23 protein-coding genes and 1 pseudogene are annotated in these 23,056 nt (G+C 61.2%); 9 read left to right on the forward strand and 15 right to left on the reverse strand.

The window, feature by feature from the left end:
- Window positions 1-5 precede the first annotated feature (5 nt).
- The 4 genes from NDI54_RS18095 to NDI54_RS18110 all read right to left on the reverse strand — a co-directional run bounded on the left by NDI54_RS18095 (window position 6) and on the right by NDI54_RS18110 (window position 4,419).
- A complete protein-coding gene (locus NDI54_RS18095; RefSeq protein WP_058365807.1) occupies window positions 6-1,106 on the reverse strand; it encodes a succinylglutamate desuccinylase/aspartoacylase family protein in 1,101 nt (366 codons plus the stop codon).
- Window positions 1,103-1,720, reverse strand: coding sequence for a methyltransferase family protein (locus NDI54_RS18100; RefSeq protein ID WP_092893792.1), 618 nt, complete (start codon window positions 1,718-1,720; stop codon window positions 1,103-1,105). Before NDI54_RS18100 ends, NDI54_RS18095 begins: the two co-directional genes overlap by 4 nt.
- A 5-nt stretch (window positions 1,721-1,725) precedes the next feature.
- Window positions 1,726-4,098: a copper-translocating P-type ATPase gene (locus NDI54_RS18105; RefSeq protein ID WP_115819512.1), complete on the reverse strand. Its 2,373-nt coding sequence runs from the start codon at window positions 4,096-4,098 to the stop codon at window positions 1,726-1,728.
- A gap of 123 nt (window positions 4,099-4,221) precedes the next feature.
- The gene (locus tag NDI54_RS18110; RefSeq protein WP_115819795.1) at window positions 4,222-4,419 is read right to left on the reverse strand and encodes a heavy-metal-associated domain-containing protein; all 198 of its coding nucleotides are present in this window, start codon (window positions 4,417-4,419) and stop codon (window positions 4,222-4,224) included.
- 132 nt (window positions 4,420-4,551) lie between these two features.
- Between NDI54_RS18110 and NDI54_RS18115 the strand changes: the two genes are divergently transcribed.
- From NDI54_RS18115 to NDI54_RS18145, 7 genes are all read left to right on the forward strand, one after another.
- The gene (locus NDI54_RS18115) at window positions 4,552-5,142 is read left to right on the forward strand and encodes an AsnC family transcriptional regulator (RefSeq protein ID WP_115819513.1); all 591 of its coding nucleotides are present in this window, start codon (window positions 4,552-4,554) and stop codon (window positions 5,140-5,142) included.
- 160 nt (window positions 5,143-5,302) lie between these two features.
- Window positions 5,303-7,909, forward strand: coding sequence for a heavy metal translocating P-type ATPase (locus NDI54_RS18120; RefSeq protein WP_115819514.1), 2,607 nt, complete (start codon window positions 5,303-5,305; stop codon window positions 7,907-7,909).
- Window positions 7,910-7,929: 20 nt separating this feature from the next.
- Window positions 7,930-8,154, forward strand: a complete 225-nt coding sequence (locus NDI54_RS18125) for a DUF7123 family protein (protein ID WP_049983691.1) — start codon at window positions 7,930-7,932, stop codon at window positions 8,152-8,154.
- Window positions 8,151-9,152, forward strand: a complete 1,002-nt coding sequence (locus tag NDI54_RS18130; protein WP_115819515.1) for a DUF63 family protein — start codon at window positions 8,151-8,153, stop codon at window positions 9,150-9,152. Before NDI54_RS18125 ends, NDI54_RS18130 begins: the two co-directional genes overlap by 4 nt.
- A gap of 2 nt (window positions 9,153-9,154) precedes the next feature.
- Window positions 9,155-9,613: a hypothetical protein gene (locus NDI54_RS18135; protein WP_310897829.1), complete on the forward strand. Its 459-nt coding sequence runs from the start codon at window positions 9,155-9,157 to the stop codon at window positions 9,611-9,613.
- A gap of 13 nt (window positions 9,614-9,626) precedes the next feature.
- Complete coding sequence (locus tag NDI54_RS18140) at window positions 9,627-10,331, forward strand: DUF1405 domain-containing protein (RefSeq protein WP_310897830.1); 705 nt, start codon at window positions 9,627-9,629, stop codon at window positions 10,329-10,331.
- Between the two features lie 41 nt (window positions 10,332-10,372).
- Window positions 10,373-10,753 (forward strand): plastocyanin/azurin family copper-binding protein, encoded by a 381-nt coding sequence (locus NDI54_RS18145; RefSeq protein WP_310897831.1) that lies wholly within the window; start codon window positions 10,373-10,375, stop codon window positions 10,751-10,753.
- Window positions 10,754-10,776: 23 nt separating this feature from the next.
- On the opposite strand, the gene NDI54_RS18150 is transcribed toward NDI54_RS18145, so the two are convergent.
- The 4 genes from NDI54_RS18150 to NDI54_RS18165 form a co-directional block, all read right to left on the reverse strand.
- The gene (locus tag NDI54_RS18150) at window positions 10,777-11,289 is read right to left on the reverse strand and encodes a metal-dependent hydrolase (RefSeq protein ID WP_310897832.1); all 513 of its coding nucleotides are present in this window, start codon (window positions 11,287-11,289) and stop codon (window positions 10,777-10,779) included.
- Between the two features lie 57 nt (window positions 11,290-11,346).
- A complete protein-coding gene (locus NDI54_RS18155) occupies window positions 11,347-12,645 on the reverse strand; it encodes an APC family permease (protein ID WP_310897833.1) in 1,299 nt (432 codons plus the stop codon).
- Window positions 12,646-12,737: 92 nt separating this feature from the next.
- Complete coding sequence (locus NDI54_RS18160; RefSeq protein ID WP_310897834.1) at window positions 12,738-13,037, reverse strand: hypothetical protein; 300 nt, start codon at window positions 13,035-13,037, stop codon at window positions 12,738-12,740.
- A complete protein-coding gene (locus NDI54_RS18165; protein ID WP_310897835.1) occupies window positions 13,034-13,333 on the reverse strand; it encodes a hypothetical protein in 300 nt (99 codons plus the stop codon). The genes NDI54_RS18160 and NDI54_RS18165 overlap by 4 nt, the downstream gene beginning before the upstream one ends.
- Before the next feature lie 181 nt (window positions 13,334-13,514).
- Between NDI54_RS18165 and NDI54_RS18170 the strand changes: the two genes are divergently transcribed.
- Window positions 13,515-14,849, forward strand: coding sequence for a permease (locus NDI54_RS18170; protein ID WP_115819522.1), 1,335 nt, complete (start codon window positions 13,515-13,517; stop codon window positions 14,847-14,849).
- Between the two features lie 170 nt (window positions 14,850-15,019).
- Here the strand turns inward: NDI54_RS18170 and NDI54_RS18175 are convergent, their stop codons facing one another.
- The 5 genes and pseudogenes from NDI54_RS18175 to NDI54_RS18195 all read right to left on the reverse strand — a co-directional run bounded on the left by NDI54_RS18175 (window position 15,020) and on the right by NDI54_RS18195 (window position 21,186).
- Window positions 15,020-15,700: a methyltransferase family protein gene (locus NDI54_RS18175; protein WP_199519517.1), complete on the reverse strand. Its 681-nt coding sequence runs from the start codon at window positions 15,698-15,700 to the stop codon at window positions 15,020-15,022.
- Window positions 15,701-15,706: 6 nt separating this feature from the next.
- A pseudogene (locus NDI54_RS18180) lies at window positions 15,707-16,260 on the reverse strand (DoxX family membrane protein).
- A 95-nt stretch (window positions 16,261-16,355) separates the two neighbouring features.
- Window positions 16,356-17,525, reverse strand: a complete 1,170-nt coding sequence (locus NDI54_RS18185) for an NAD(P)/FAD-dependent oxidoreductase (RefSeq protein ID WP_277524700.1) — start codon at window positions 17,523-17,525, stop codon at window positions 16,356-16,358.
- 113 nt (window positions 17,526-17,638) lie between these two features.
- A complete protein-coding gene (gene acnA / locus NDI54_RS18190) occupies window positions 17,639-20,416 on the reverse strand; it encodes an aconitate hydratase AcnA (RefSeq protein ID WP_310897836.1) in 2,778 nt (925 codons plus the stop codon).
- 101 nt (window positions 20,417-20,517) lie between these two features.
- Window positions 20,518-21,186, reverse strand: a complete 669-nt coding sequence (locus tag NDI54_RS18195) for a S16 family serine protease (protein ID WP_310897837.1) — start codon at window positions 21,184-21,186, stop codon at window positions 20,518-20,520.
- 209 nt (window positions 21,187-21,395) lie between these two features.
- Here NDI54_RS18195 and NDI54_RS18200 point away from each other — a divergent pair, with 209 nt between their 5' ends.
- Window positions 21,396-21,929 carry a hypothetical protein gene (locus NDI54_RS18200; RefSeq protein WP_310897838.1) on the forward strand — a complete coding sequence of 178 codons (534 nt, stop codon included), beginning with the start codon at window positions 21,396-21,398 and terminating at the stop codon, window positions 21,927-21,929.
- Here NDI54_RS18200 and NDI54_RS18205 read toward each other — a convergent pair.
- Both NDI54_RS18205 and NDI54_RS18210 read right to left on the reverse strand, forming a co-directional pair.
- Entirely contained in the window at window positions 21,922-22,347 is a 426-nt protein-coding gene (locus tag NDI54_RS18205) for a hypothetical protein (protein WP_310897839.1), read from the reverse strand. The two genes, NDI54_RS18200 and NDI54_RS18205, sit on opposite strands and share 8 nt — an antisense overlap.
- Before the next feature lie 60 nt (window positions 22,348-22,407).
- Window positions 22,408-23,055, reverse strand: a complete 648-nt coding sequence (locus NDI54_RS18210; protein WP_310897840.1) for a cupredoxin domain-containing protein — start codon at window positions 23,053-23,055, stop codon at window positions 22,408-22,410.
- Window position 23,056: the final 1 nt, after the last annotated feature.

Genomic DNA, 23,056 nt, shown 5'->3' on the forward strand with positions numbered 1-23,056 from the left:
GCCCGTCAAGAGAGCGGATCTCGTCCTTCATACTCACCGCTCTCACCATATTCCGGCCGCTGGAAACCACCCTCACGGTAGACATCGAACTCACCCCGCTCGATGTCGTCCCGGATGATGTCTGCGGTCGTTTCGTCGACGCTCACGAAGTGACACAGCGGATGCCCCGGGTACGCGACTGCGTTCTCGAGTACACCGACGACGAGGCCAGTTGACGGTGCACGAACGACTTCGACCTCATCTTTGAAGTGATCGGAGATAGTGAACAGCTGCTCCCCGTCCTCGACGAGCGGCTGTGGGCCCCACTTCATATCGACGAGTCCGCCGGTGGCAGCACGAAGCCACGTCTTCTCACCGTCGCGTGCGACCACACGCGTCCACCCAGGCCAAGAGACCGGCCGGTCTGGCAGAACCTCATGTTCAGCGAGGACACTCGCCACGCAGTGAAGGGCGCGTTCGAGATGCGTCGATTGGAACCGGTGGGCGCGCCCCATCTCCACAGTTACGGTCGGAACCCCCGTCTTCGATGCTGCCTTTCGGAGCGTCCCGTTTGAGCCTTCACCGTCGAGAATCACGCTCGTTCCGAATGCACGGGCGATGCGTTCGACGTCAGAGTCGCGCATATCTGCCCGAACGTGATACATTGTCGTCCTGTTGCGCGTCGAGGTGTGGAAATCCAGCCCTAGGTCGCACTTCGAGACGAATTCCTCGAAGATAGTATGGGCGAGACGTTTCGCCATCGTTCCCTGTGGATTCCCGGGGAACGACCGGTTGAGGTCCTCGTCATAGATCGGGATGTAGCGCTGTTGGGCCATGAATCCCGGGACGTTCAGTACGTGGAGGCAGACGAGTGCCCCGTGGATGTCCGGGGGACCGTAGGTTTCTGCGACCTCTTGGACGATCTTGATGCCGTTCAGTTCGTCGCCGTGCACGGCAGCACTGAGGAACATCGCCGGGCCATCATTCTCTCCGTTGACGACCGTGACCGGAATGTCGATCGGGTCGCCGTGGAAACTTGTTCCCACCGAATAGCGGAACTGGCGCTTCTCTCCGGGTGAGATGGTTCGGCCGCCGACCTCAATCGGTTGTGTCGCGGATCCAGTCATTGAGAATCACTCTCGGACTGCTCTGAATGTGTCTGCGCTGCACGTCTACTGGGTTTACCAAGGAATCGTGGAACCGCCTCGCAGTATGACTCGTATTCGCCCCCGTACTGCTCGCGGAGCCACGGCTCTTCGGCGAGTGGTGCGAGCAGGAACCACACGATTCCACCGATAGCGAGAATGACCGTTTGAATCGAACCTGCGAGGAGGCCTCCGCTGGCGAGCATGGTGATGAACCCCACGTACTGTGGATTGCGAGAGAAGCGATACGGTCCCTCAGTTTGAAGGTGGCCTTCGAGACCACTGCTCTCCCAGAATCCGAGTGTCCACATCGCCCAGATAGACAGCGCTGTGCCTGCTACGAAAACAAGCACACTGACGAGTTGCACCACCACCGGTGGTTCGTACCAGTGCCACCAGTCGAGGTATGCAATGCCGACCAGACCCACGACGTATAGCGTCCAGGCTGTCCAGCTGACCCAGAACGTCCAGTTCCGCGTCCCGTGCGGCCAGAACCGGAATGTCGGACTGACGATGGTGGCAAGGAGGCCACCCAGTAGGAGTCCCCCGGATAGGAGACTGACGCTGAACAATGTCTGTGTCGCCTGGAGTGCCATAGGGATCACGCACCAATGTCGGGCACGGAAATATCGGCGCTGCGGAGACGACGGGCGTTGATAGCGACGATGATTGTCGAGAGAGACATGAACACCGCGCCGATCGCCGGCGACAGCAGGATACCGATAGGCGCGAGGACTCCGGCAGCGAGTGGGAGCGCGAAGACGTTGTAGCCGGTCGCCCAGACCAGATTCTCCTGCATCTTCCGGTAGCTCGCCTTCGAGAGCTTGATGAGACGGACGACATCCAGGGGATTGTTGTCGACGAGGATGATATCGCCCGACTCGATGGCGACGTCGGTCCCTGAACCGATGGCAATACCGACATCTGCTCGCGTGAGCGCCGGCGCGTCGTTGACGCCGTCGCCGACCATCGCGACCAGTTTCCCCTCGGACTGGAGCGCTTCGACTTTCGTGTCCTTTTCGTCGGGGAGTACCTCCGCGAAGTACTGGTCGATGCCGAGTTCCTCCGAGACAGCCCGTGCGACGTCCTCCGAGTCACCGGTCAGCATCGCCACCTCGATATCCATCGCGTGTAGCGCCTCGATGGCCTGCCGGCTTTCTTCCCGAATAACGTCCGCCAGCGCGAATGCTGCGACAACTTCGGATTCGTCGTGAACCAGGTAGATAACCGTCTCTGCGTTCGAGCCAGCTTCCTCCGCGAAGGCAGCGATTTCGTTGGACCGCTCGATACCGAATTTCTCAATCAGGTTCGGTCCACCGATATGAACCGTCTCGCCGTCCACAGTGGCTCTGACGCCGAGACCGCGGAAATTCTCAAAGTTCGAAACCTTCGCTCGCTGGATATCCCGTTCCTCGGCGGCGTCTCGGATGGCGCGAGCGATCATATGCTCGGAGTCACCCTCGACACCAGCGGCGACTTCGAATGCTCGCTCTTCAGTCCAGTCGCCTGCCGTCTCAACACCGACGACGCCCTGTTCGCCCTTCGTGAGGGTCCCGGTCTTGTCAAACATCACCGTGTCCAGATTTCGAGATTCCTCCATGGCGATGCGGTCGCGGATGAGCATCCCGTTTTGGGCAGCCGTGGAAGTGTTGATCGCGACCACGAGCGGGACGGCAAGTCCAAGTGCGTGGGGACACGCGATGACCAGGACCGTCACGACGCGCTCGAGGACGGTGATGTTGTACCCGACCGCGACGACCCACGCGACGGCAGTAATCGCCGCGACGCCGAGTGCAATATAGAACAGCCAGCCAGCTGCCTTGTCGGCGAGCAACTGGGTTCGAGATTTGGACTGCTGGGCCTCGTCGACCAGTCGCATGATGCCCGCCAGCGTCGTCTCGTCGCCGGTCTTCGTGATTTTGACGCGGAGACTCCCGTCCTGGTTGACCGTCCCGGCGACCACCTCTGATCCGGGCTCCTTCCCAACTGGTCTGGATTCGCCGGTAATCATCGACTCGTCAACGGACGACTCGCCCTCGACGACTTCGCCGTCGGCAGGCACGCTCGCGCCCGGGCGAACGAGCACGACATCGTCCTCGCCGAGTTCGGAGACGGGCACTTCCTCGGTATCTCCACTCTCGGTGATACGCTCGGCGGTATCGGGCATGAGCTTCGCGAGTTCGTCCAGCGCCCCCGAGGCCGCCCGGACCGACCGCATCTCCACCCAGTGGCCCAGCAGCATGATGTCGATCAGCGTGACGAGTTCCCAGAAAAACGGTGTCGTCCCTTCGAGAAACAGACTCGCGATCGAGTAGACGAACGCCACCGATATCGCCAGCGAGATGAGCATCATCATCCCCGGCTCGCGGTTTTTCAGTTCCGTCCGGGCCATCGAGAGGAAGGGCACGCCACCGTACGCGAAGATCACGACCGCAAGTACCGGCGTTATCCACGTACTCCCGGGGAACGTAGGGGCCGTATAGCCGAAGACGTCCTGAATGAATTCGCTGAAGACGATGACCGGAATCGAGAGGACGAGCGACACCCAGAACCGCCGCCGAAACATCGCCTCGTGGCCTGAGTGATCCGTGTGATCGCTGTGATCCCCGTTTCCACCCCCGTGTCCCTTCTCGTGGGCGTTACCACCATGGTCGTGCTCGTCGTGTACGTGCTCTGCTTCTGTAGAGTGAGCGTGCTCGGCCGCAGCGTGGCGGTGCGCGTGTTCGGCTTCGTGGTCGTTATGTGCGTGTTCGTCCGTGGATTCGGACTCCGTGGTGGCGTCTGCCGCAGTGTGAGTGTCGTCCTTCGGGAGTTTGGACTCCGGCTCGGATGACGCGTGGGCTGATGCTCGTGGTTCCGACTCTGCTTTCAATCGGCAAATTCGACAACAGTAGACGGGTCCTTCGGATTGATGCGAGGGGTGCCCCTCTTTAGAGGGATTTTCGGATGTCTCGTGGTCTGGATTGTTGCTCATGGCGTGGGTATTGGTGCCGTCCCTTATTATGCTGTCCAGACCCTGATACGGCGCGGTACCGTCAAGAGGGCCGGTGTCGAACGAGAACGGCGGGGCACTTGTGGACGTACGTTCCGGCGGTTCTCAGGCGTGGGCGGTGTATCCAGCGTCCTCGACGGCTTGAACGAGTGACGTGACGTCAGCATCGCCATCGACGCTCGCCTGTTTGGCCTCGCGATCGGCAGTCGCGTCGGTCACGCCGCTCACTTCTCGAAGCGCGTCTTCGACTGTCTGTTCACAGTGACCGCACGTCATTCCTTCGACAGTGATGGTCTGCGTCATACACTGGTACATACGGGAGGGGAATCTTTGTCAGTTTCTGCTTCGAATCCAAAGTCTATCTTGGAAGTGGGATGGCATTCAAATCTTGGCGCTGGGAAACAATATTGTGGTTCGGGGGTTCAATGGGGAGATATGCGTGATTTAGACGAGACAGACATGGAGATCCTCTCGCTACTAGCAGAGGACGCGCGACGCCCGTTCAGCAGCATCGGTGAGGAGGTGGATCTCTCGGGGCCAGCCGTATCAGACCGCGTGAAACGGTTAGAGGAGGCCGACATCATCAACGGCTTCACCGTCGACGTGAATCGCGCACAACTGCGAGCTGGCGTTCCGGTGTTCGTCCAGCTCGAAAACGATACCGCTGCCATCGAGTCACTTCGAAGCCGGCTCCACGACGCGGATGGTATCGAACACCTCTTCGTCACTGCCGAGGGGAAAATATGGTTCTACGGTCGTGCGGAAGGACAGAACGTTCGCCGGTGGGTCGAGGGTCTCCTCGAAGACGCGCCATCAACGGAGTACTCGGTGACGCTCGTCGACGACCTCGAATGGACACCCTCACTCGACGGCACCGAGTTCGCAATCACGTGCGCCGAGTGTGGGAATACGGTCGATAGCGAGGGCGAATCCGCTCGAATCGACGGAGACATCTATCACTTCTGTTGTCCGTCGTGCCGTGGCCGCTTCGAAGACCAGTATCAACGTCTCGAAGACGGAGTCTAGTTGTAGCCGCGATTTCCGCTCCAGATCGGCGAAGTCGATATTGGCATCCTTCGGTAGTGGAACGGAACTAGGCCTTTGAATCTAAATTCTATACTGGTCTAAAACACTGGTTTCGAAACAGTAACTGCACTAAGGAAGGACTACGTAGTATAGGGCAAGAATGGGAACGCGAACTGCACATCTCGACATCACAGGGATGACCTGTGCTAACTGTTCGGCGACAGTTGGCGACGCGCTAGAGTCCTTCGACGGCGTCGTTGAGGCGAACGCGAACTTCGCCACGGATGAAGGCTCCGTCGAGTACGATCCTGACGAGGTATCGCTCGAAGAGATATACGAGGCGATCGAAGATGCCGGGTATGGTGCAGTGTCTGACACAGTGACCATCGGCATCTCCGATATGACCTGTGCCAACTGTGTACAGACCAATGAGACTGCCCTAGAGAACACACCCGGTGTCATCGCGGCCGAGGCGAACTTCGCCACCGACGAAGCCCAGGTCCGGTACAACCCCGCGGACACGTCGCTGGATGCACTCTACGATGCCATCGAGAGCGCGGGCTACTCGCCCGTCCGAGAGGACGGCGACGACAGCGACTCTGGCGAGGACGCGCGCGACGCCGCGCGACAGGCTGAAATCCGTAAGCAGCTTCGACTGACCCTGTTTGGTGCGGTGCTGTCGGCACCTCTCCTCTTTTTCCTCGCCGAGAAGTTCCTCCTCGGCGGTGGCGTCCTCCCGGAGACCATTCTCGGAATCGAGTTCGGCTGGGCAGAGTTCCTGCTGGCGACGCCCGTCCAGCTGGTGCTCGGTTGGCCGTTCTACAAGAACTCGTACAATGCGCTGGTGAACAACAAGCGCGCCAACATGGACGTCCTGATCGCGCTGGGCTCGACCACTGCGTACGTCTACTCTGTCGCAGTCCTCTCAGGGCTCATCGCGGGCGGCCTGTACTTCGACACCGCCGCGCTCATCCTCGTGTTCATCACCCTCGGGAACTACCTTGAAGCCCGCTCGAAGGGCCAAGCCGGCGAGGCGCTCCGCAAGCTGCTGGAGATGGAGGCCGAGACGGCCACCGTCGTCGATGAGGCCGGCAACGAGGAGGAGATCCCACTTGAGGACGTCGAGGTCGGCGATCGGATGAAGGTTCGGCCTGGCGAGCAGATTCCGACCGACGGGGTCGTCGTCGATGGCCAGTCAGCGGTCGACGAGTCGATGGTCACCGGCGAGTCTGTCCCCGTCGAGAAGAGCGAGGGTGACGAGGTCGTCGGCTCGACTATCAACGAGAACGGCGTGCTCGTCGTGGAGGCGACGAAGGTCGGGAAGGACACGGCGCTTCAGCAGATCGTTCAGACGGTCAAGGACGCCCAGTCGCGCCAGCCCGACATCCAGAACCTCGCCGACCGCATCTCGGCGTATTTCGTGCCGGCAGTCATCGCCAACGCCGTTCTCTGGGGTGTCGTCTGGTACTTGTTCCCCGGAGCGCTCGCGAGCTTCGTCGAGTGGCTCCCGCTGTGGGGTGCCGTGGCAGGTGGACCTGCAATCGCTGGAGGGACCGTCACCGTCTTCGAGTTCTCGATCATCGTGTTCGCGTCGGCCGTACTGATCGCCTGTCCCTGTGCGCTGGGCCTTGCGACGCCTGCCGCGACGATGGTCGGGACGACTATCGGTGCACAGAACGGCGTCCTGTTCAAGGGCGGTGACATCCTCGAACGAGCGAAGGACGTCGACACGGTCGTCTTCGACAAGACAGGGACGTTGACGAAAGGCGAAATGGAGCTCACCGACATCGTCGTGTTCGACGGTGACGGACAGCCTCTCACGGATGGCGGCGATACTGCTGCAGATGGTGGCCAACTGACCGCTCGTGACCGTCTCGGTGAGGAGGATGTCCTGCGGCTCGCGGCCACGGCCGAACATGCGAGCGAACACCCGCTCGCCCGTGCCATTGTCGACGGCGCCGAAGAACGGGGGATCGACGTGAGCGACCCGGACCACTTCGAGAACGTCCCCGGCCACGGCATCAGAGCGACTGTCGGCAACAGTGAGGTCCTGGTCGGGAATCGGAAGCTCCTCCGTGACAACGATATCGACCCCTCGCCCGCGCAGGACACGATGGAGCGCCTCGAGAACGAGGGGAAGACGGCAATGCTCGTCGCCTACGAGGGCGAACTCGTGGGTGTGGTCGCCGATGCCGACACAATCAAAGAGAGCGCGAAGGACGCTATAAGTCAGCTCCAAGAACGTGGTGTCGACGTGATGATGATCACCGGCGACAACGAGCGGACCGCCCGCGCGGTCGCCGAGCAGGTCGGCATCGCTCCCGAGAACGTCCGCGCGGGGGTTCTCCCCGAGGACAAATCCGATGCCGTCGAGAGCATTCAGGACGAAGGCCGGAAGGCGATGATGGTGGGCGACGGCGTCAACGATGCGCCCGCCCTCGCCGTCGCGTACGTGGGGACGGCCATCGGCTCGGGGACGGACGTGGCCATTGAGGCGGCGGACGTGACGCTGATGCGCGACGACCCCCTCGACGTCGTGAAGGCCATCCGCATCTCGGACGCGACGCTCGCGAAGATCAAGCAGAACCTCGTCTGGGCGCTCGGGTACAACACCGCGATGATCCCGCTGGCGTCGCTGGGCCTACTCCAACCGGTGCTCGCTGCCGGTGCGATGGCGTTCTCCAGCGTGTCGGTGCTGTCGAACAGCCTGCTGTTCCGACGGTACACCCCCGATCACGACTACAAACTGCTCGGGAAACTCCGCTGAACGCCAAAGCCACTTGCTCCATGTCCTCTATTTCCCGCCGCACGGTGCACGCGTACCTCGTCGAGACGGCCGATACTGAGCCCACGTACCTTCGGGCTCGGGATATCGCCAGCGACCTCGACGGATCGCCGAAAGCCGTCGCACAGTATCTGAGCCAGCTCCAGGACGACCTCACCGACGTGTCGCTCGAACAGTGGGGACGCTCGAAAAGCACGACGTGGCGACTGGAGGTGAGCGAGTCGTGAGCACCGTCACTCGCCGCGTCGGATCCGCCCTCCCCGCCACTGGAACTCGGGAGTGGTGGGTCCTGTATCTGCTCGCCCCGGTCGTCCTCGTCGGTGCAGCACTCCTCGCATTCCCGACGCTCGTCTACGACCGATTCGTCTGGCAGTATCTCTGGGGCCCGGTCGTCGCTGACGCTGCCGGCCAGCCAGTCACGCACGAGGGAATACGGGCCGTCCGCGGATACAACGCCGTGAACACGGTGACGTACCTCGCGGCCGTCGTGTACAGTCTCCCCGGGCTCCGAGCGTATCTCGACTCCCTCGATGTCACGTACGACGCTCGACTCGCGTACGGGTTCGCGCCAATCATCGTTGCTGGCGGAGCGATGCGCGCCCTCGAGGATATCGGCCTGCTCGGTGACTACGCCGTGCTGTTCATCACGCCGTCGATCTACTTCGTCGTCACCGCCGTCACCGTCCTCTCACTCGGCGTCGGCGCACTCGCGCGTAACCGGAATATCGGGTCCATCCCGTCGATAGTCGGTCTCGTTGGAACGGTCTGGGCGATCGGTGCCGTCGGGTGGGCGCTCTGGCACGGGCTCTCGACGTCGGCTCCACTCCGCGTGTGGGTGCCGGTCGCGACGACGGGGATCGCCCTCGGTGTGACCGCGCTCTACTACTGGGGAGCGAGTCTCGTCGATGTCGCACACCTTCGACACCCGTTGTTCCTGCTGGCCGTCTTCGGCCAGATGTGGGATGCGGCGCAGAATCTCATCGGCGTCACGTTCCTCGGCTATTCACCCAAGCTGGTCGTGACGAATCTCGTGTACCAGGCGACCGGCTTCTCGGGGTCGACGTTCGTCCTCAAACTCCTCGTGACCGGCGGTATCGTGTGGTACCTCGCGGACGCGAAAGACGAAATGAACCACACCTGGTGGTGGCTCATGACGTTCTTCATCGGAGCGATTGGGCTCCCGATGGGCGTCCGTGGATCGCTTCGGATGATGCTCGGAGTCTGACAATGGAGACGATGAACACAAACGGTACGACACGACAGTACGGCGCGGCAATCGCACTCGTCTCGGGAGTCTACTCGCTGCTCTCCGCGACAGGTGGCACCGGGATGATGGGCTCGAACAGCGGGCTCCTCATGGCGCTCCTCGGCGTCGTCGTGGTCGTCCACGGCGTCGTTCTGCTGACGCCCTATGCGGATCGGCTCGGGAACGCGAGTGGTCCCCTGATGATCGGCTACTCGCTCGTGATGTTGCTCAACCAGGCGCTGGTCGGCGTCACCGGGAGTGTGAACTGGGGAATGGGTAGCGGGATGGGGTCCGGTATGAACGGCGGGATGAGCGGCGGCATGGGGTCGTCGATGACTGCCGGGATGGGCTGGGACCTCGGAATGGTCGCGCTCGCAGTCCTGATGTTGATCAGCGGCGTGATTATGGCGAACCGACGAAACGACAGCACAGGGATGTAATTCGGCGAAACGAATGACATCCGCACCTACAGCGACCACGAATCGGCTGCCCAGCTACCTTGCCCCACTCCCCCAGCGCGTTGAGGACCTTGCACTTCGGTACGCCTGGATTATCGTTGTGATCAATCTCGCCGGAACGGCGTTCGGCTTCTGGTACTACCGCTTCCAGCTAACCCAAACCCCGATAGTGATGTGGCCGTTCGTCCCCGATAGCCCCGCCGCGACGCTGTTCGTCGCGCTCAGTCTCGCCGCGTGGAAACTGGACTACGACGTCGAGTGGCTCCACATGCTCGCCTTCTTCGGCAATATCAAACTCGGGCTCTGGACGCCGTTCGTCCAGCTGGTTCTCAACGGGCCGGGCGGTATCGAACCCTGGCTCTACTGGTTCCTCATCGTGAGCCATCTCGCGATGAGCCTCCAGTCGTTCCTGATCTATCGCTACGCCGAGTTCTCGGTCGGTGCGGTCGCTGTCGCCACCGTCTGGTACGGCCTCAACGACCTCGTGGACTACTTCGCGCCGCTCGTCGGAGAGTTCCACCACACGTTTCTGCGGGCCGAACTCGTCAACGGCGCACTCGATCACTCGGTGCGAGCGCACGACCTCGCAGCGGCCGCAGCCGTGACGCTGACGCTCGCCGCGACGTTTCTCGCACTGGCGACACGGGTGAAGAAGCTCGAAACAACTGAGAGGTCCTCCGCACGAGGGGTGCGCCGATGAACGGCTATTCACGACGGTCGGTACTTCGCCGGAGCCGGAGTGTGCTAGCAGTCGGGGCAACCGCGATTGCTGGCTGTCTCGGAGGTAGCGGCCCGTCGGGCCCGACGGTCACGATGACGGGCGACCTCCGATTCGATCCGGCTGACGTCGCAATCGACCCCGGTCAGCAGGTCACCTGGGTGAACGAGAGTGGAGTCCCCCATACCGCATCGGCATACGGAGAAGGGATTCCCGACGAGGCGTCGTACTTCGCAAGCGGCGGCTACGAGTCCGAGCAGGCTGTCCGGCAGAGTACGTCAGCGAGAGGGTTTCTCGAACGGGGCGAAACCTACAGTTACACGTTCGACGTCACGGGGACGTACCAGTATTTCTGCCTGCCACACGAGGAAAGCGGGATGGTCGGACGTGTCATCGTCGAATGACCACGAGAGTCGACCTCACCCGATCACTGACGGTGGGTCGATGGGTATCCCGGCATTCCATCAGCTATCCATAGCCAGAGCCCCAGTACCGTGACGACGGTTTGCCCGAGTACATACGGGGTCGGAGACAACAGCGCGAGCAGATCTCCGATCGTCTCGACGTGGTGATAGTCAGTTACGACCGGCCAGAACAGAAACAGTAGCGTCTCCTCGGGGACGAACAGGTAATCCACGAGGTCCGCAGCGAGGTGTGATCCATATCCGAGCGCGTACGCCGCGCCGACCTCCCACCGGTCTCTGTGTTTCGTGCCGTAGAATACAATCAGGACGACGAGTGCCGCGGCGAACACCGAGTGCGCGACCGACCGACTCGGGAGCGATGGAAGTACAAACGCGAGTGGTTTATCGACGAGATCCGGGAGCAACGCACCTCCGAACAGGGCGATGATCGGGACATCGTCACATCGGTCAGTAGAACCACCAGAAATGCCTCGGTAAACGAGATACGCGACTGCAGCGTGGACCCAAAAGAGCACACTCGACAATATTGTCCAGGTTACGTAAACCGTTCACGCACTGCTGCCCCGTCAGCATCACACGCCATCGATTTCGGAGCGAATAGTCTCGCGCTCGAAGTAGAGAATCTCCAGTCCCAGGAGGACGACCGTCACAACGAGGACCACACTGAAGACGGCGGGTTCCATCACGGCGAGGTGGTACACTAACGACGGGAAGAACAGTACTGCACCCACCACGCCGACGGCGGGGAGGATACCTGTGCGAAGCCCCGCTCGATGCCTGAACGCGAGGAAACTCATCGACCCAAAGACGGTGATGAAGGCAAGCGACGCGAACGACGTGATTCCCTGAAGACTACCGTAGGCAGTGAACGCGGCCGTTATCAGGCCCAAGATGAGAAGTGTTCGCGTCGGAGCACCGTCGGCATCGGCATCTCCGATCCGGTCGGGAAGTAGGTCGTCTTCAAGCATTCCCGTCGCAAAGTGGGCCGCCGAGAACAGCGTGGCGTTGATCGCGCTCCCAGTCGAGAACAGCGCCGCCACGGAAATGAGGATGAACCCCATCTGCCCCATGAACGGTTCGGCCGCGATGGCGAGTGACACCTCGGGGTTCGCGGCGATCGTTTCGGGCCGAAGCAGACCCGTCGTGACGACTGCCACGAGGACGTACAGCCCGAGAGACACGGGAATTGAGAGATAGATCGCCTGCGGAATGGTCGTCCGAGCGTTCCGAAGACTTCCCTCGTCGTAAAAGAGTAGCTGCCAGCCCTGAAAGGCGACGAACGAGAGGGCAGCGGACATGAGCAACCCGCCCGTCGCGACGGAGGAGAACCCGGTCGTCAGCTGTCCTGTCCGCGCTCCAAAATAGAACCCCCACACACCGAAAATGAGGAGAATCCCAACCTTTGCCGCGACGAGGAGCACCTCGGTCACGCCACTCGCCCGGGCACCGAGGACGTTCAGTAGTACAAACCCCAGGACGCTGAGAACCGACACGACGGGGCGGAGTGGAACCCCGAGGGCTGTTTCGACGCCGAGGAGTTTCGTCGCAAAACTACCGAACGCGAACGCGTACATTCCCATCGACCCGATATAGCCGAACAGAAGCGTCCAACCGACCATCCCAGCGACCGTCGTCGACTCACCGAACTCCTGTAAGAAACTGACCGAGCCGCCGGACACGTCGCCAAGCCGCTGGAGACGAACGTACGAGTAGCCAGCGCAGAACGCGACGACACCGCCGCCGGTAAAGGCGAGCCACGCCGCAGGCCCCGACATTTCCGCAACGACGCCAAGTACGGCGAAGATCCCACCCCCGATCATACCCCCGAGCGCAATCGAGACTGCACCGAGACGGCCCAGCTTCTCGCTCATCGTCTCTCCGTTGGGATGCCATCTTTAGGCTTCTTGTCGTTACGAATCCAAACCACCTCAGCCCGGGGAGTAGAAATCGTCTGCTTCGATGCTCAGGTTCCGAAGAGCGAGTAGAACCACGCTTCAGTGTCCGGATGGAGACCGTTATGGACTGTCCGGACCGCCGCAGCGATTGATACTGCGAAGATAGCGTGAAGAAGATGTGTCGGAACCCAGCCGACCACTACCGCACTCGCCCCGAGGACGGCAGCACAGAGCGCTCCAACGCCGATTCTGAAAAAGAACGGCCGCTGAATCACCAACACAGTGTCCCCGTAGAGCAGGATGTAACAAAGGGACGCAAGCCCACTAGCGACGACTGCCGAGAGTAACGAGAAGAGGAGCGTAGTCATCGGGATTCTCCTCCAGAATACCCAAGTCGCGGGTGAATGTATCCGAGTGCGCCGAGTACGGCCACGAGACTAAGGAGAGCTCCGGTTTCAACTGCAGCGAGCAGGCCATGCGGAAGCGGTGTGAGCATCCCGAGATGGGCGATCCCGAACAGTAGCCCAACGAGCGGTACGCCAACGAGTAGGTGTCCATATATTCCCTCGTACTGGTGCCAGACAGCGGGCGTTTTACTCACCGTGTACACGGTGCTCGCGAGAATGATACCCGTCACGAGAAGTTCGCTGTAGGACGTAAGCATACGACTATCCTCCCCAGCCAGCCACAAGTCAATTACTCCGCACCCGAAGTGGCATACCCCTTGATTCTAAATTCTGCTAGGGTTGTGATGCTGGTATCCAAAGGCTCACAAACGAAATATCCCACAGATGTAGCCACAACCGCATTAGGAGAGGAGCCCCTAGATGTAGGCCACCAAGACAATGGACAGATCAGATTACGCGATCCTCTCGGTTATCGCCGTAATCACCGTCGCCATCGGCATCGTCACGACGACAAAACCGCTCGGGACGTTTTTCGTGGAGAGCACGAGGCAGGCCGCGACGACGACCGCCGCGATGGCGTGGATCACCTGGTGGGCGCTCGTCATCGGGTTCGCCATCGCCGGCGGCGTCGAGGCGTGGGTCTCGACCCAGCAGATTTCGGAGCTGCTCGAGGGACACGGGCCTCGCTCCATCGGCCTCGCGACGTTCTTCGGGTTCGTCTCCTCGTCGTGTTCGTACTCGGCCATCGCCACGGCGAAGAACCTCTACAAGAAGGGGGCGTCGGCTGCGGCGGCGCTGGCGGCGTTCCAGTTTGCCTCGACGAATCTCGTCATCGAAATCGGCATCGTCATCTGGCTGCTGCTGGGCTGGGAGTTCCTGCTGGCCGACGTGGTCGGTGGCCTGCTCCTCATCGGCCTGATGTCGGTTGGCTTCGTCTACGTCGTCCCCGACAAGATCCTCGACGAAGCACGCGAGAACGTCACCGACGACGAGGGCATTACTGTCCAAGACCCGGTCTGTGGAATGGAGGTCGACCCTGAGGAAACCGACTACTCCATCGAGCACGAGGGCCAGACGTATTACTTCTGCTCGCAGTCCTGCAAGGACTCCTTCGACCCGGAGGAAGCGAACACGTCGATTCCGGAAAAGGCGACCTCGTGGTCCGGGTGGAAATCGCTCGCGGACAAACAGTGGAAGGAGTGGGCGATGCTGTGGGACGAGATCGCTATCGGGTTCATTTTCGCCGGCCTCATTGCCGGGTTCATCCCCGAAGCCGTCTGGACGAGCGTCTTCTCTGGCGCCGTATTCGGTTTGCCGGTGTACGTCCTCTGGACGGCCGCGCTGGGTGCGATCATCGGCGTCGTCACCTTCGTCTGTTCGGTCGGGAACGTCCCGTTCGGGACCGTCCTCTGGACGCGCGGGCTCCCCTTCGGGTCGGTGCTCTCGTACATCTTCGCGGACCTCATCGTCCCGCCGATCATGAAAGCCTACGACGAGTACTACGGGACGACCTTCGCGGCGGTACTCAGTCTGATGATCTTCGTCACCGCCGTTATCGCCGGGTTCGTGGTCCACTTCCTGTTCCTGGGCCTGGGCCTCATCCCCTCACGAGCCTCCGCGCAGATCGCCGAAGTGTCCATCGAGCTCAACTACAAGCTCGTGTTGAACGTCCTCGCGACGGCGTTCTTCGCGTTCCTCTACTGGCTCCACAAACAGGATTCGGTGGCTGGTGGGGAACGCGGTGACGAGAGACATGCGGCAATGACGGACTGACGGGTATCTACCTGCTCACGTAGTTCACAATCTGAATTTCGTCTATCAATAATTCGACGACACAGACAAGGAACATCTACGGTGTCGGGCAATTAATCCCTGACTCCCTTCCACTGCCCAACCACAGTTTCGATACGAATACCATTCATTCCAGAGCGGTCTCGTCGAAGTCATGGGTCTTTGAGATCGTCACTGCTGCTACGAGACTCAGCCACGAGATCGCGCCACTGCTCCCAGCGGGGGATAAACATCGGCACTTTGCGCTGATAAGTGCGGTAGTCCTCACCGAATGTATCGATCATATCACGCTCTTCTCTCCGTGCAAGCCACGTAAAAATCACAACGACGAACGGAAATAGAGCGACAGAGAAGATTGTCGGCCAGTGAATGATGCCCTCGCCAAACAGAGCGATGAACAGACCGGTGTATTGTGGATGGCGGACGTACCTGTAAAGCCCGTCTGTGACCAGTCGGTCGTCCTGTCGGGCACGATAGACTTGTCGCCATCCCTGAGCAAACAGGCCGATGCCGACAAACGCCACAGCGTAGCCGAGGAGCATTGATACGAACATACCCGTTTCGCCAAACCCGATCAGTGTAGACCAGAGATTGGTACTGACGTACTCGCGGTCCAGACCGAAAAACCGGACCAGCAGATAGATCGTCAGTGGAAACCCGTACATCTCCGCATATAATGCGATGATGAACGCCTGTACCACTCCTGCGCCGACCCACTCCCGCCAGCTGTCAGGAGCGAAGTACCGATAGAAGAACCAAGAAACGACGACAATGAAGATAATCGCGAGGCCCCAAGCACCGGGATTCGTAATAGTGGTATCTATTGATGACACGCTTACTTACCCGAGTAGATACTGAGTCCAGGGATGCCGTTCGACAAGCGGCACTCCACCAACCTCGTACTGTTCAATGTACGCGTAAGGCCGAGTATCCGTCCCGCACCGAACGCGGCGACTGAGAGGAACACGAGCATGTACGCGAAATCACCGTTGATGTAGCCATGTGTGACATCCCAGTTGCCGAAATAGAACATGAGCATCATAAATGCCCCCCAGAACGCAGCGAGCCGAGTGAGGGCACCGAACAACAACCCGAGGCCGATAAGCAGCTCTCCCCACGGTACTGCAACGTTCACGAAGTCAACAAACCACGGCGTGTTCCCCATCGCGACGAACAGATCAGCGAGTGGACTCCCGCTATTCGGAACGGCCCCGGTGAGATATCCACCGGCACTAAAACTTCCCGAGAGGACCTTGTCGAGACCACTCTGGAAGAACGCCAGTCCCATCATCAACCGAAGCGCAAAGATAAACCAGACACTCAACGTGTGTAGTCGACCGCTTGCGGTGAACCCCCCGATCGTACTTTCTAATTGAACTTCTTGAGATGCCATATCGTGCTAATTCCCGGGAAGGTGTTATAAAATCGCGTTGGGATCTCGCCATACCGGAATAGAGAGCCCTTTTCGGGGTGATCTCTCCGATACCGTCATACTGGCTGAATAGTATCGTATTCCCAGGCGTCTGTGACGGCGGCATACGTCTGCTTGATTACAGCCGGGTTGGAGAAGATCCGAGCAGCCACCCGTGGATGCCCCAAGAAGCGACGAAGAACCGCCCGTGGGGATCGATCGATGTCTTCGATGTCGATTCCAGACACCACTTGGACGGCATCACCGAGAACGGTCATCTGACGCGTCTCGACGAGGTGCCGCATAATCCGGGCGAGCAGGTACTCCCCTTTCATCGTCCGATAGAGTCGGTCTGGATACTCCTGAAGGCTTCCCTCCGCCGTCAACTTGGCTGCGAGATACGACGACTGAATTGCTTGCGAGATCCCCTTCCCGGTCAGCCGATTCGCGAGTCCAGCCGCATCCCCGACACGAACGACGGGCCACTCAGGTAGATAGGTCAGCGCAGGATCGAGACTCGGTCCTTCGGGGATGATAGCGATATTCGTCTGACTCCGAGATGGTATCGGCCAGCCGTTTCGTTCACACGCCGCCTCAAATGCGGCTATGTAATCGGCTGGGCGTTCGCTCTCAGTCCACCCGATGCCGACGTTTGCCCGCTCGGGCGATTTCGAGAACGCCCACGCGTACCCGGTATAGCCCTCAAGAACGATCTGGCTATTCGGGTAGAGATCTGAAAAGTCGCCCTCCACGTCAGCATTGAGGGCGATCATCCGACCCGCGTACTCGTCCGTTCTCCCTCGAACTTTGCTGGTAATCGACGGTTGGCCAGTCGCGTCGACCAAGAGGTCGTATTTATCGGCCAACGTCCGGAACTCCGCCTTCGTGATCTGGTGGTTTTCGTGAATCGAAACGCCCTTTTCAGCGAGGCGTTCGGACCATCGTCGTTCAACGATGTTTCGGTCGGTGATGTACGTATCGGAGGCCGGGAATCTCCCACTCCCGGTGTGCTGTCTGCTGGATGTCGTTCCGTCGTAGATATCCACACGTAACTCCGGAAGAGCATTGACGAACCCATTCGCCGACATCGAACGGAGTGGAATCTTCGAGACGGCCGTCATCGCTTCCCCACAGTTGACTCGTTTGTCGTCGTACGACTGACGTTCGAAAAGGTCTACTTCGAAACCTCGCTTGGAAAAGCCTTCAGCAGCGGCGAGACCGCCGACTGCCCCACCGAGTACTGCCACGCGTTGGATTCGCGGTAACGGTTCAGACGACTGCTGTGAGCGAGAGCGGAAACTTTCAGATCGTGAAGTAGTTGTCTCTAATACCATTTGTCACTCAGGATAGTTGCCCCTTATTAGTCCTCGGTGAGCAGTCGGCGGAGTACTAGATGCAGGATTCCGCCGTTCTCAACGTATCGAACGGCTGCGGGCGTCCCAACTTGTGCCGTGACCGGGAACTCGACTCTTGAGCCGTCGTCCCGCTCTGCGACGACGGTCAACTCGTCGTTCACGTCTAGGCCGTCGTCCAATCCACGAATCTCAATCCGCGCCGACCCGTCGAGACCGAGGGATTCCCACGAGTCACCGTCAGCGAACTGCAGCGGGAGGACACCCATGCCGACGAGGTTGTCACGGAAGATGCGCTCGTAGCTCTCCGCGATGGTTGCGCGAACGCCCAAGAGGTCAGTCCCTTTTGCGGCCCAATCGCGGCTCGACCCGGTGCCGAGTTCTTCGCCGGCGAACACCACCAGCGGCGTATCATCTTCCCGATAGCGGCGGCTCGCCTCGAAGACGGTCGTCTGCTCGCCCGTCGGCTGGTGAATCGTGTAGCCGCCCTCGACGTCGTCGAGCATCTCGTTCTCGATGCGAACGTTGGCGAAGGTGCCGCGCATCATCACCTCGTGGTTGCCCCGGCGGGCACCGTAGGTGTTGAACTCGTGAGGTTCGACACCCTGGTCGACGAGCCACTCGCCGGCGGGCTGCTCCCGAGAGAACGGTCCGGCCGGGCTGATGTGGTCGGTGGTGACGGTGTCCCCGAGCAGCATCAGGGTGCGAGCGTCGGCGATGTCGCTGACACCGGGCTCCTCCAGCGGGAAGTCCTTGAAAAAGGGCGGCTCGCGGATGTACGTCGAAGAATCGTCCCACTCGTAGACGTCACCGGTCGGCGCGTCGAGTGCCTCCCACCGTTCGTCACCCTCGAACACTTCGGCGTACTTCTCCTCGAACATCGAAGCGTCCACGCTCTCATGGATCGCCGTGTGGATTTCGTCGGCGTCCGGCCAGATGTCGGCGAGGTAGACCGGGTCCCCGTTATCGTCCGTCCCGAGTGGGTCCGTTTCGAGGTCGATGTCCATCCGACCGGCCAGCCCGTAAGCGACCACCAGCGGCGGACTGGCGAGGTAGTTCGCTCTGACCTTCGGGTGGATGCGCGCCTCGAAGTTCCGATTGCCCGAGAGGACGCTCGCCGTCCAGAGGTCCTCGGCGTCGATGGCGCGCTCGATGGGTTCGGGGAGTGGCCCGGCGTTCCCGATGCAGGTCGTACAGCCGTAGCCGACGACGTTGTAGCCGAGGTCTTCGAGATACGGCAGTAATCCCGAGGCTTCGAGGTATTCGGTGACGACGCGGCTCCCGGGCGCGAGACTAGTCTTGACGTACTCGGGGACATCCAGGCCGCACTCGACGGCGTTGCGGGCGAGCAGGCCTGCGGCGAGCATCACCGAGGGGTTCGACGTGTTCGTACAGCTGGTGATGGCGCTGACGACGACGCTCCCATGCCTGATTTCGGTTGTTTCGCCGTCAAGATCCACCTCGACCGTGTCGTTTAGTTCGCCCACGTCCGGTTCCGGGAGGTCGGCGTCGGGGCGGTCGGCGGCGACGCTGCTCTCTCCCAGCCAGCGGGTGAGCGCGTCCTCGTCGAGTTCGTCGAGTTCGTCTTCGAACTCGCCGTGGACCAGCCCCCGGAAGTGGGTCTTCATATCGTCCATCGGGACACGATCCTGGGGTCGCTTTGGTCCCGCGAGACTCGGCGTGATCGTCGAGAGATTGAGCTCGACCGTCTCCGTGTACTCGGGGTTCTGCTCGCCGAACAGTCCCTGTGCGTCGAGATATTCGCGAACGAGTTCGATGTGCTCCTCGTCACGACCCGTGAGTTCGAGGTAGTCGAGCGTCGCTTCGTCGACGCCGAACATCGAGATTGTCGATCCCTGCTCGGGGGCCATGTTCGCGATAGTGGCCCGGTCGGGGACCGTGAGGTTCGCCACGCCGGGACCGAAGAACTCGACGAAGCGATCGACGACGCCAACCTCGCGAAGCTGTTCGGTGACGTGAAGCACGAGGTCAGTCGCAGTTGCACCCTCGGGGAGTTCTCCGGTAAGGCGGACCCCGACGACTTCGGGAAGCTTCATTGTGATGGGCTGGCCGAGCATCGCGGCTTCGGCCTCGATGCCACCGACGCCCCAGCCGACGACGCCGATGCCACCGATCATCGGCGTGTGGCTGTCCGTGCCGACGAGCGTGTCGGGGAGGAGCCAGTTCTCGCCGTTCCGCTCGCGGGCGTGAACGACCTGCCCGAGGTATTCGAGGTTCACCTGGTGGACGATACCGGTGCCCGGCGGGACGACGCGGAAGTCGTCGAACGCCTGCTGTGCCCACTTGAGGGCGCGATAGCGTTCGCCGTTGCGCTCGTACTCCAGTTCGACGTTCTTCTCGTAGGCATCCTCGGAGCCGAAATAGTCGACCTGGACGCTGTGGTCGATCACGAGGTCAATTGGAATCTCTGGCTCGACGATCGCGGGATCCTTGCCTTTCCGGTCAACCGCTGATCGGAGCGCGGCGAGGTCGACGACGGCAGGGACACCGGTGAGGTCCTGAAGAACGACTCGTGAGGGAGTGAACGGGAGTTCGACGTCCGGCACGTCAGGTTGCCACGACGCGACGTTTCGAACGTCCTCGGCGGAGATCGTGTCGCCGTCGACGTTCCGGAGGACGGATTCGAGGAGGACACGGATGCTGACCGGGAGACGGTCCAGTTCACAGAGTCCCGCCTCTTCGAGGGCGGTGAGGTCCGCCATCCGATAGGCATCTCCGTCGAACTCGAACTCGCGTATCGCGTCGAAAGGATCGGTTTCGGCCATACCCTGAGCTACGGCGCCCCGGCTCTTGAATCGTTTCCCGTGGGCGATCTGACGACTGGATCATCGCTCCCATGGATTTCGTCGGCCGTGGGGCACTCCGGTCACAGAATCCGGTCGAGTGCATCTGTAATCGAGGGAGATTCGACGATTCGGAACCCTTGAACAGCCACGTCCGTCGGTTCGCCCGCCGGGACGATCAGCTCCCGTGCGCCGACTGCTCGCGCCGCGCGGGCTTTCGTCTCGATCCCGCCGACGGGGAGCAACGTGCCCTCGTCGTCGACGATCCCCGTGATGAGCGTCTCCTGTGAGAGTGACTCCTGACGGAAGCTGGCGACGAGTGCGACGGTGAGACCGGCCTCCCAGCTCTTCCCGCGGAGTGCGAGTACACCAGAGGCGGGGGGCTCGAACGTGACGTGCGTCGCCGTGTTGGTGAGCGACCCCCCTGTGAGACGTGTGGCCGTCTCCCTCGCCTCTCGGAGCGCGAGCTGGAGGTCGTGACGGATTTCGATCCCGTTCAGGTTCACGAACAGCTCACCCTCCCCGTCGGTGAACTCCACCTCGAACGGGACGATGAGACCGTCACCGAAGCTGTCGACCGCTGGAAGGTAGTAGCGCGTTGGGGCGGGAAGCGTGGCCCCACCCGCAAGCGTCGCCAGCGACTGAAAACCCTCCCCCGCTCGCGTTAGACCGAGAACCACCCCAGCGCCGCCGACGCTCCCCAGGCCGAGTCCTGCGAGGAACCCCCGCCGTGACAGAATCGTCTCTTCCACTCGCCCTACAACGTCTCTTTCCGTATCGGACGGGCGAGAGACGGACGCGGAGTCATCGGTGGGCATAGCAGTATGGTGCGTGGCTACGCTGGGTTCCCGTGGTACCATGTAACAGGGGTGCAGTAATAAATGCTCTTCGTGTACGCGTTTCGAACGGGTACGCCTATTTCGGTGCGCGCTGACGTATAGACACTGTCTCGTCACCACTCATGACGCTCCAGTATCGGTCACTGGTCGGGCTCGTGGGCGTGAGCAGCGTCGTGACCGGGGTTGGCGTGTGGATCGCCTACCAGTTCGAACTTCTCTTGCTCGGAGTGACGACCGTCGCGACCTGGACACTTCTGGTCGGACTCGTCGAGGAGGCATTTGTCCGGTTCGTCCCATTGATACTCGTCTTCTACGGCTGGAGTTACTGGCGAGGCCAGCTCCTCTCGAAGACCGAGGGGTTGCTCGCGACCGTGGCTTCCGGGCTGACCGTTGCGCTCCTCGAACTCGTGCTCAAACTCGAGTACCTGTCGCGGCTGGAGGCGACAGTCCAGTTCGACTCGCTCGTGCTCCCGCTGGTGTTCGTCCACCTGCCGTTCGCGTTACTCGCCGGGCGGTTCGCGTACGCACTCGGGGAGCGGATTCACGGCTCCGACGACATCGGGTTCCCATCACTCTCTCGACGAACCCTGGCGGCGCTCGTGCTCGGGTATCTCGCCCTCGCGTTCGCCCACGTCGGGTACAACGTGCTCATCTGAGAGCCGCTCGAACAGAGGGAAGTACTGCAAGACCGACGATCACCACACCCTGGATGAGGTGGGGATACTGCAACCGTTTCCCGAATCCGATGACGACCCCTTCGACGAGGACCCAGACGACGAGCGCGACGCCGACGGCGATAGCCGCCGGCCACGCCCATCGTTTTCGACGGTAGAGACCCCACACGACGACCAGCGGGAACACACCGAGGATACTGAAGAGGATGAGACCGGGAACCAGATAGCTATCGAACGGGAAACCAGCCAGAAGCGTCGGCGAGATTCCAATAAGACGCCCCGAGGGAGCGAGGATGAACTGGCCGCCGCCGGCGAGTCCCGACACACCGAGCACACCAATCGTCGCGATGAGTGCCCAGAGCGCGAGTGGTCGATCTTGGTGCTGTGTTGAAATACCCATCCGTCGACGCTCCTCCGTCCTGATGAGAAGTGCTTGCTACGGTGGGAAAGCTATGTGGGTCTACTGGCTGTCCTCTTCGTGGTCGTCGCCGAGTGCCGTCCGAATCATCCCATTGAGTTCTTCGAGCTTCTCGCGGACGCGCTCGGGCTTGTCGGCCGGCGTCTCTTCGAGTGCGACCTGCTCGTGGGGGTCCGGCTCGCCGACGATGACGCTACCGATCATCCCGAGGCTCTCGTGGGGCGTACAGTAGTAGTGGTAGACACCCTCGGTCTCGAAGGTGTGTTCGAACGTCGCACCCTGCTCGGAGACGATGCCGCTGTCCCACGCGGCTGCGCCGTCGGGGACGAGCTGGGGCTGGTCGTTGTCGGGGTGGTAGGCGGTCGTCGAGTGACTCCCACTCTCGTTGTTCCAGGTGACCGTTCCCCCGACGTTCACCCGCACGACGTGGGGCTCGAAGTGGTAGCCCCCGTCCTCGGTGATCATCCGCACCTCGGCCGTATCGGACGGTGCCCCGACTGCTTCGTCGTGGCCATCCTCGTCGTCGCTGTGACCGGACTCCGTGCCGCCGTCGTCGTGGCCACTCTCGGTCGGCGTTCCGTTCGTCGCTCCGCCGTCGTTGTTCTGCGTTCCAGTGCACCCGGCAAGCCCAACGACTGCCGCACCGCTAGTCAGCTGGAGCATCCGTCGACGCGTGAGTGAATCGGTCATG

The sequence above is a fragment of the Haloarcula terrestris genome (assembly GCF_031624315.1).
GTDB lineage: Archaea > Halobacteriota > Halobacteria > Halobacteriales > Haloarculaceae > Haloarcula > Haloarcula terrestris.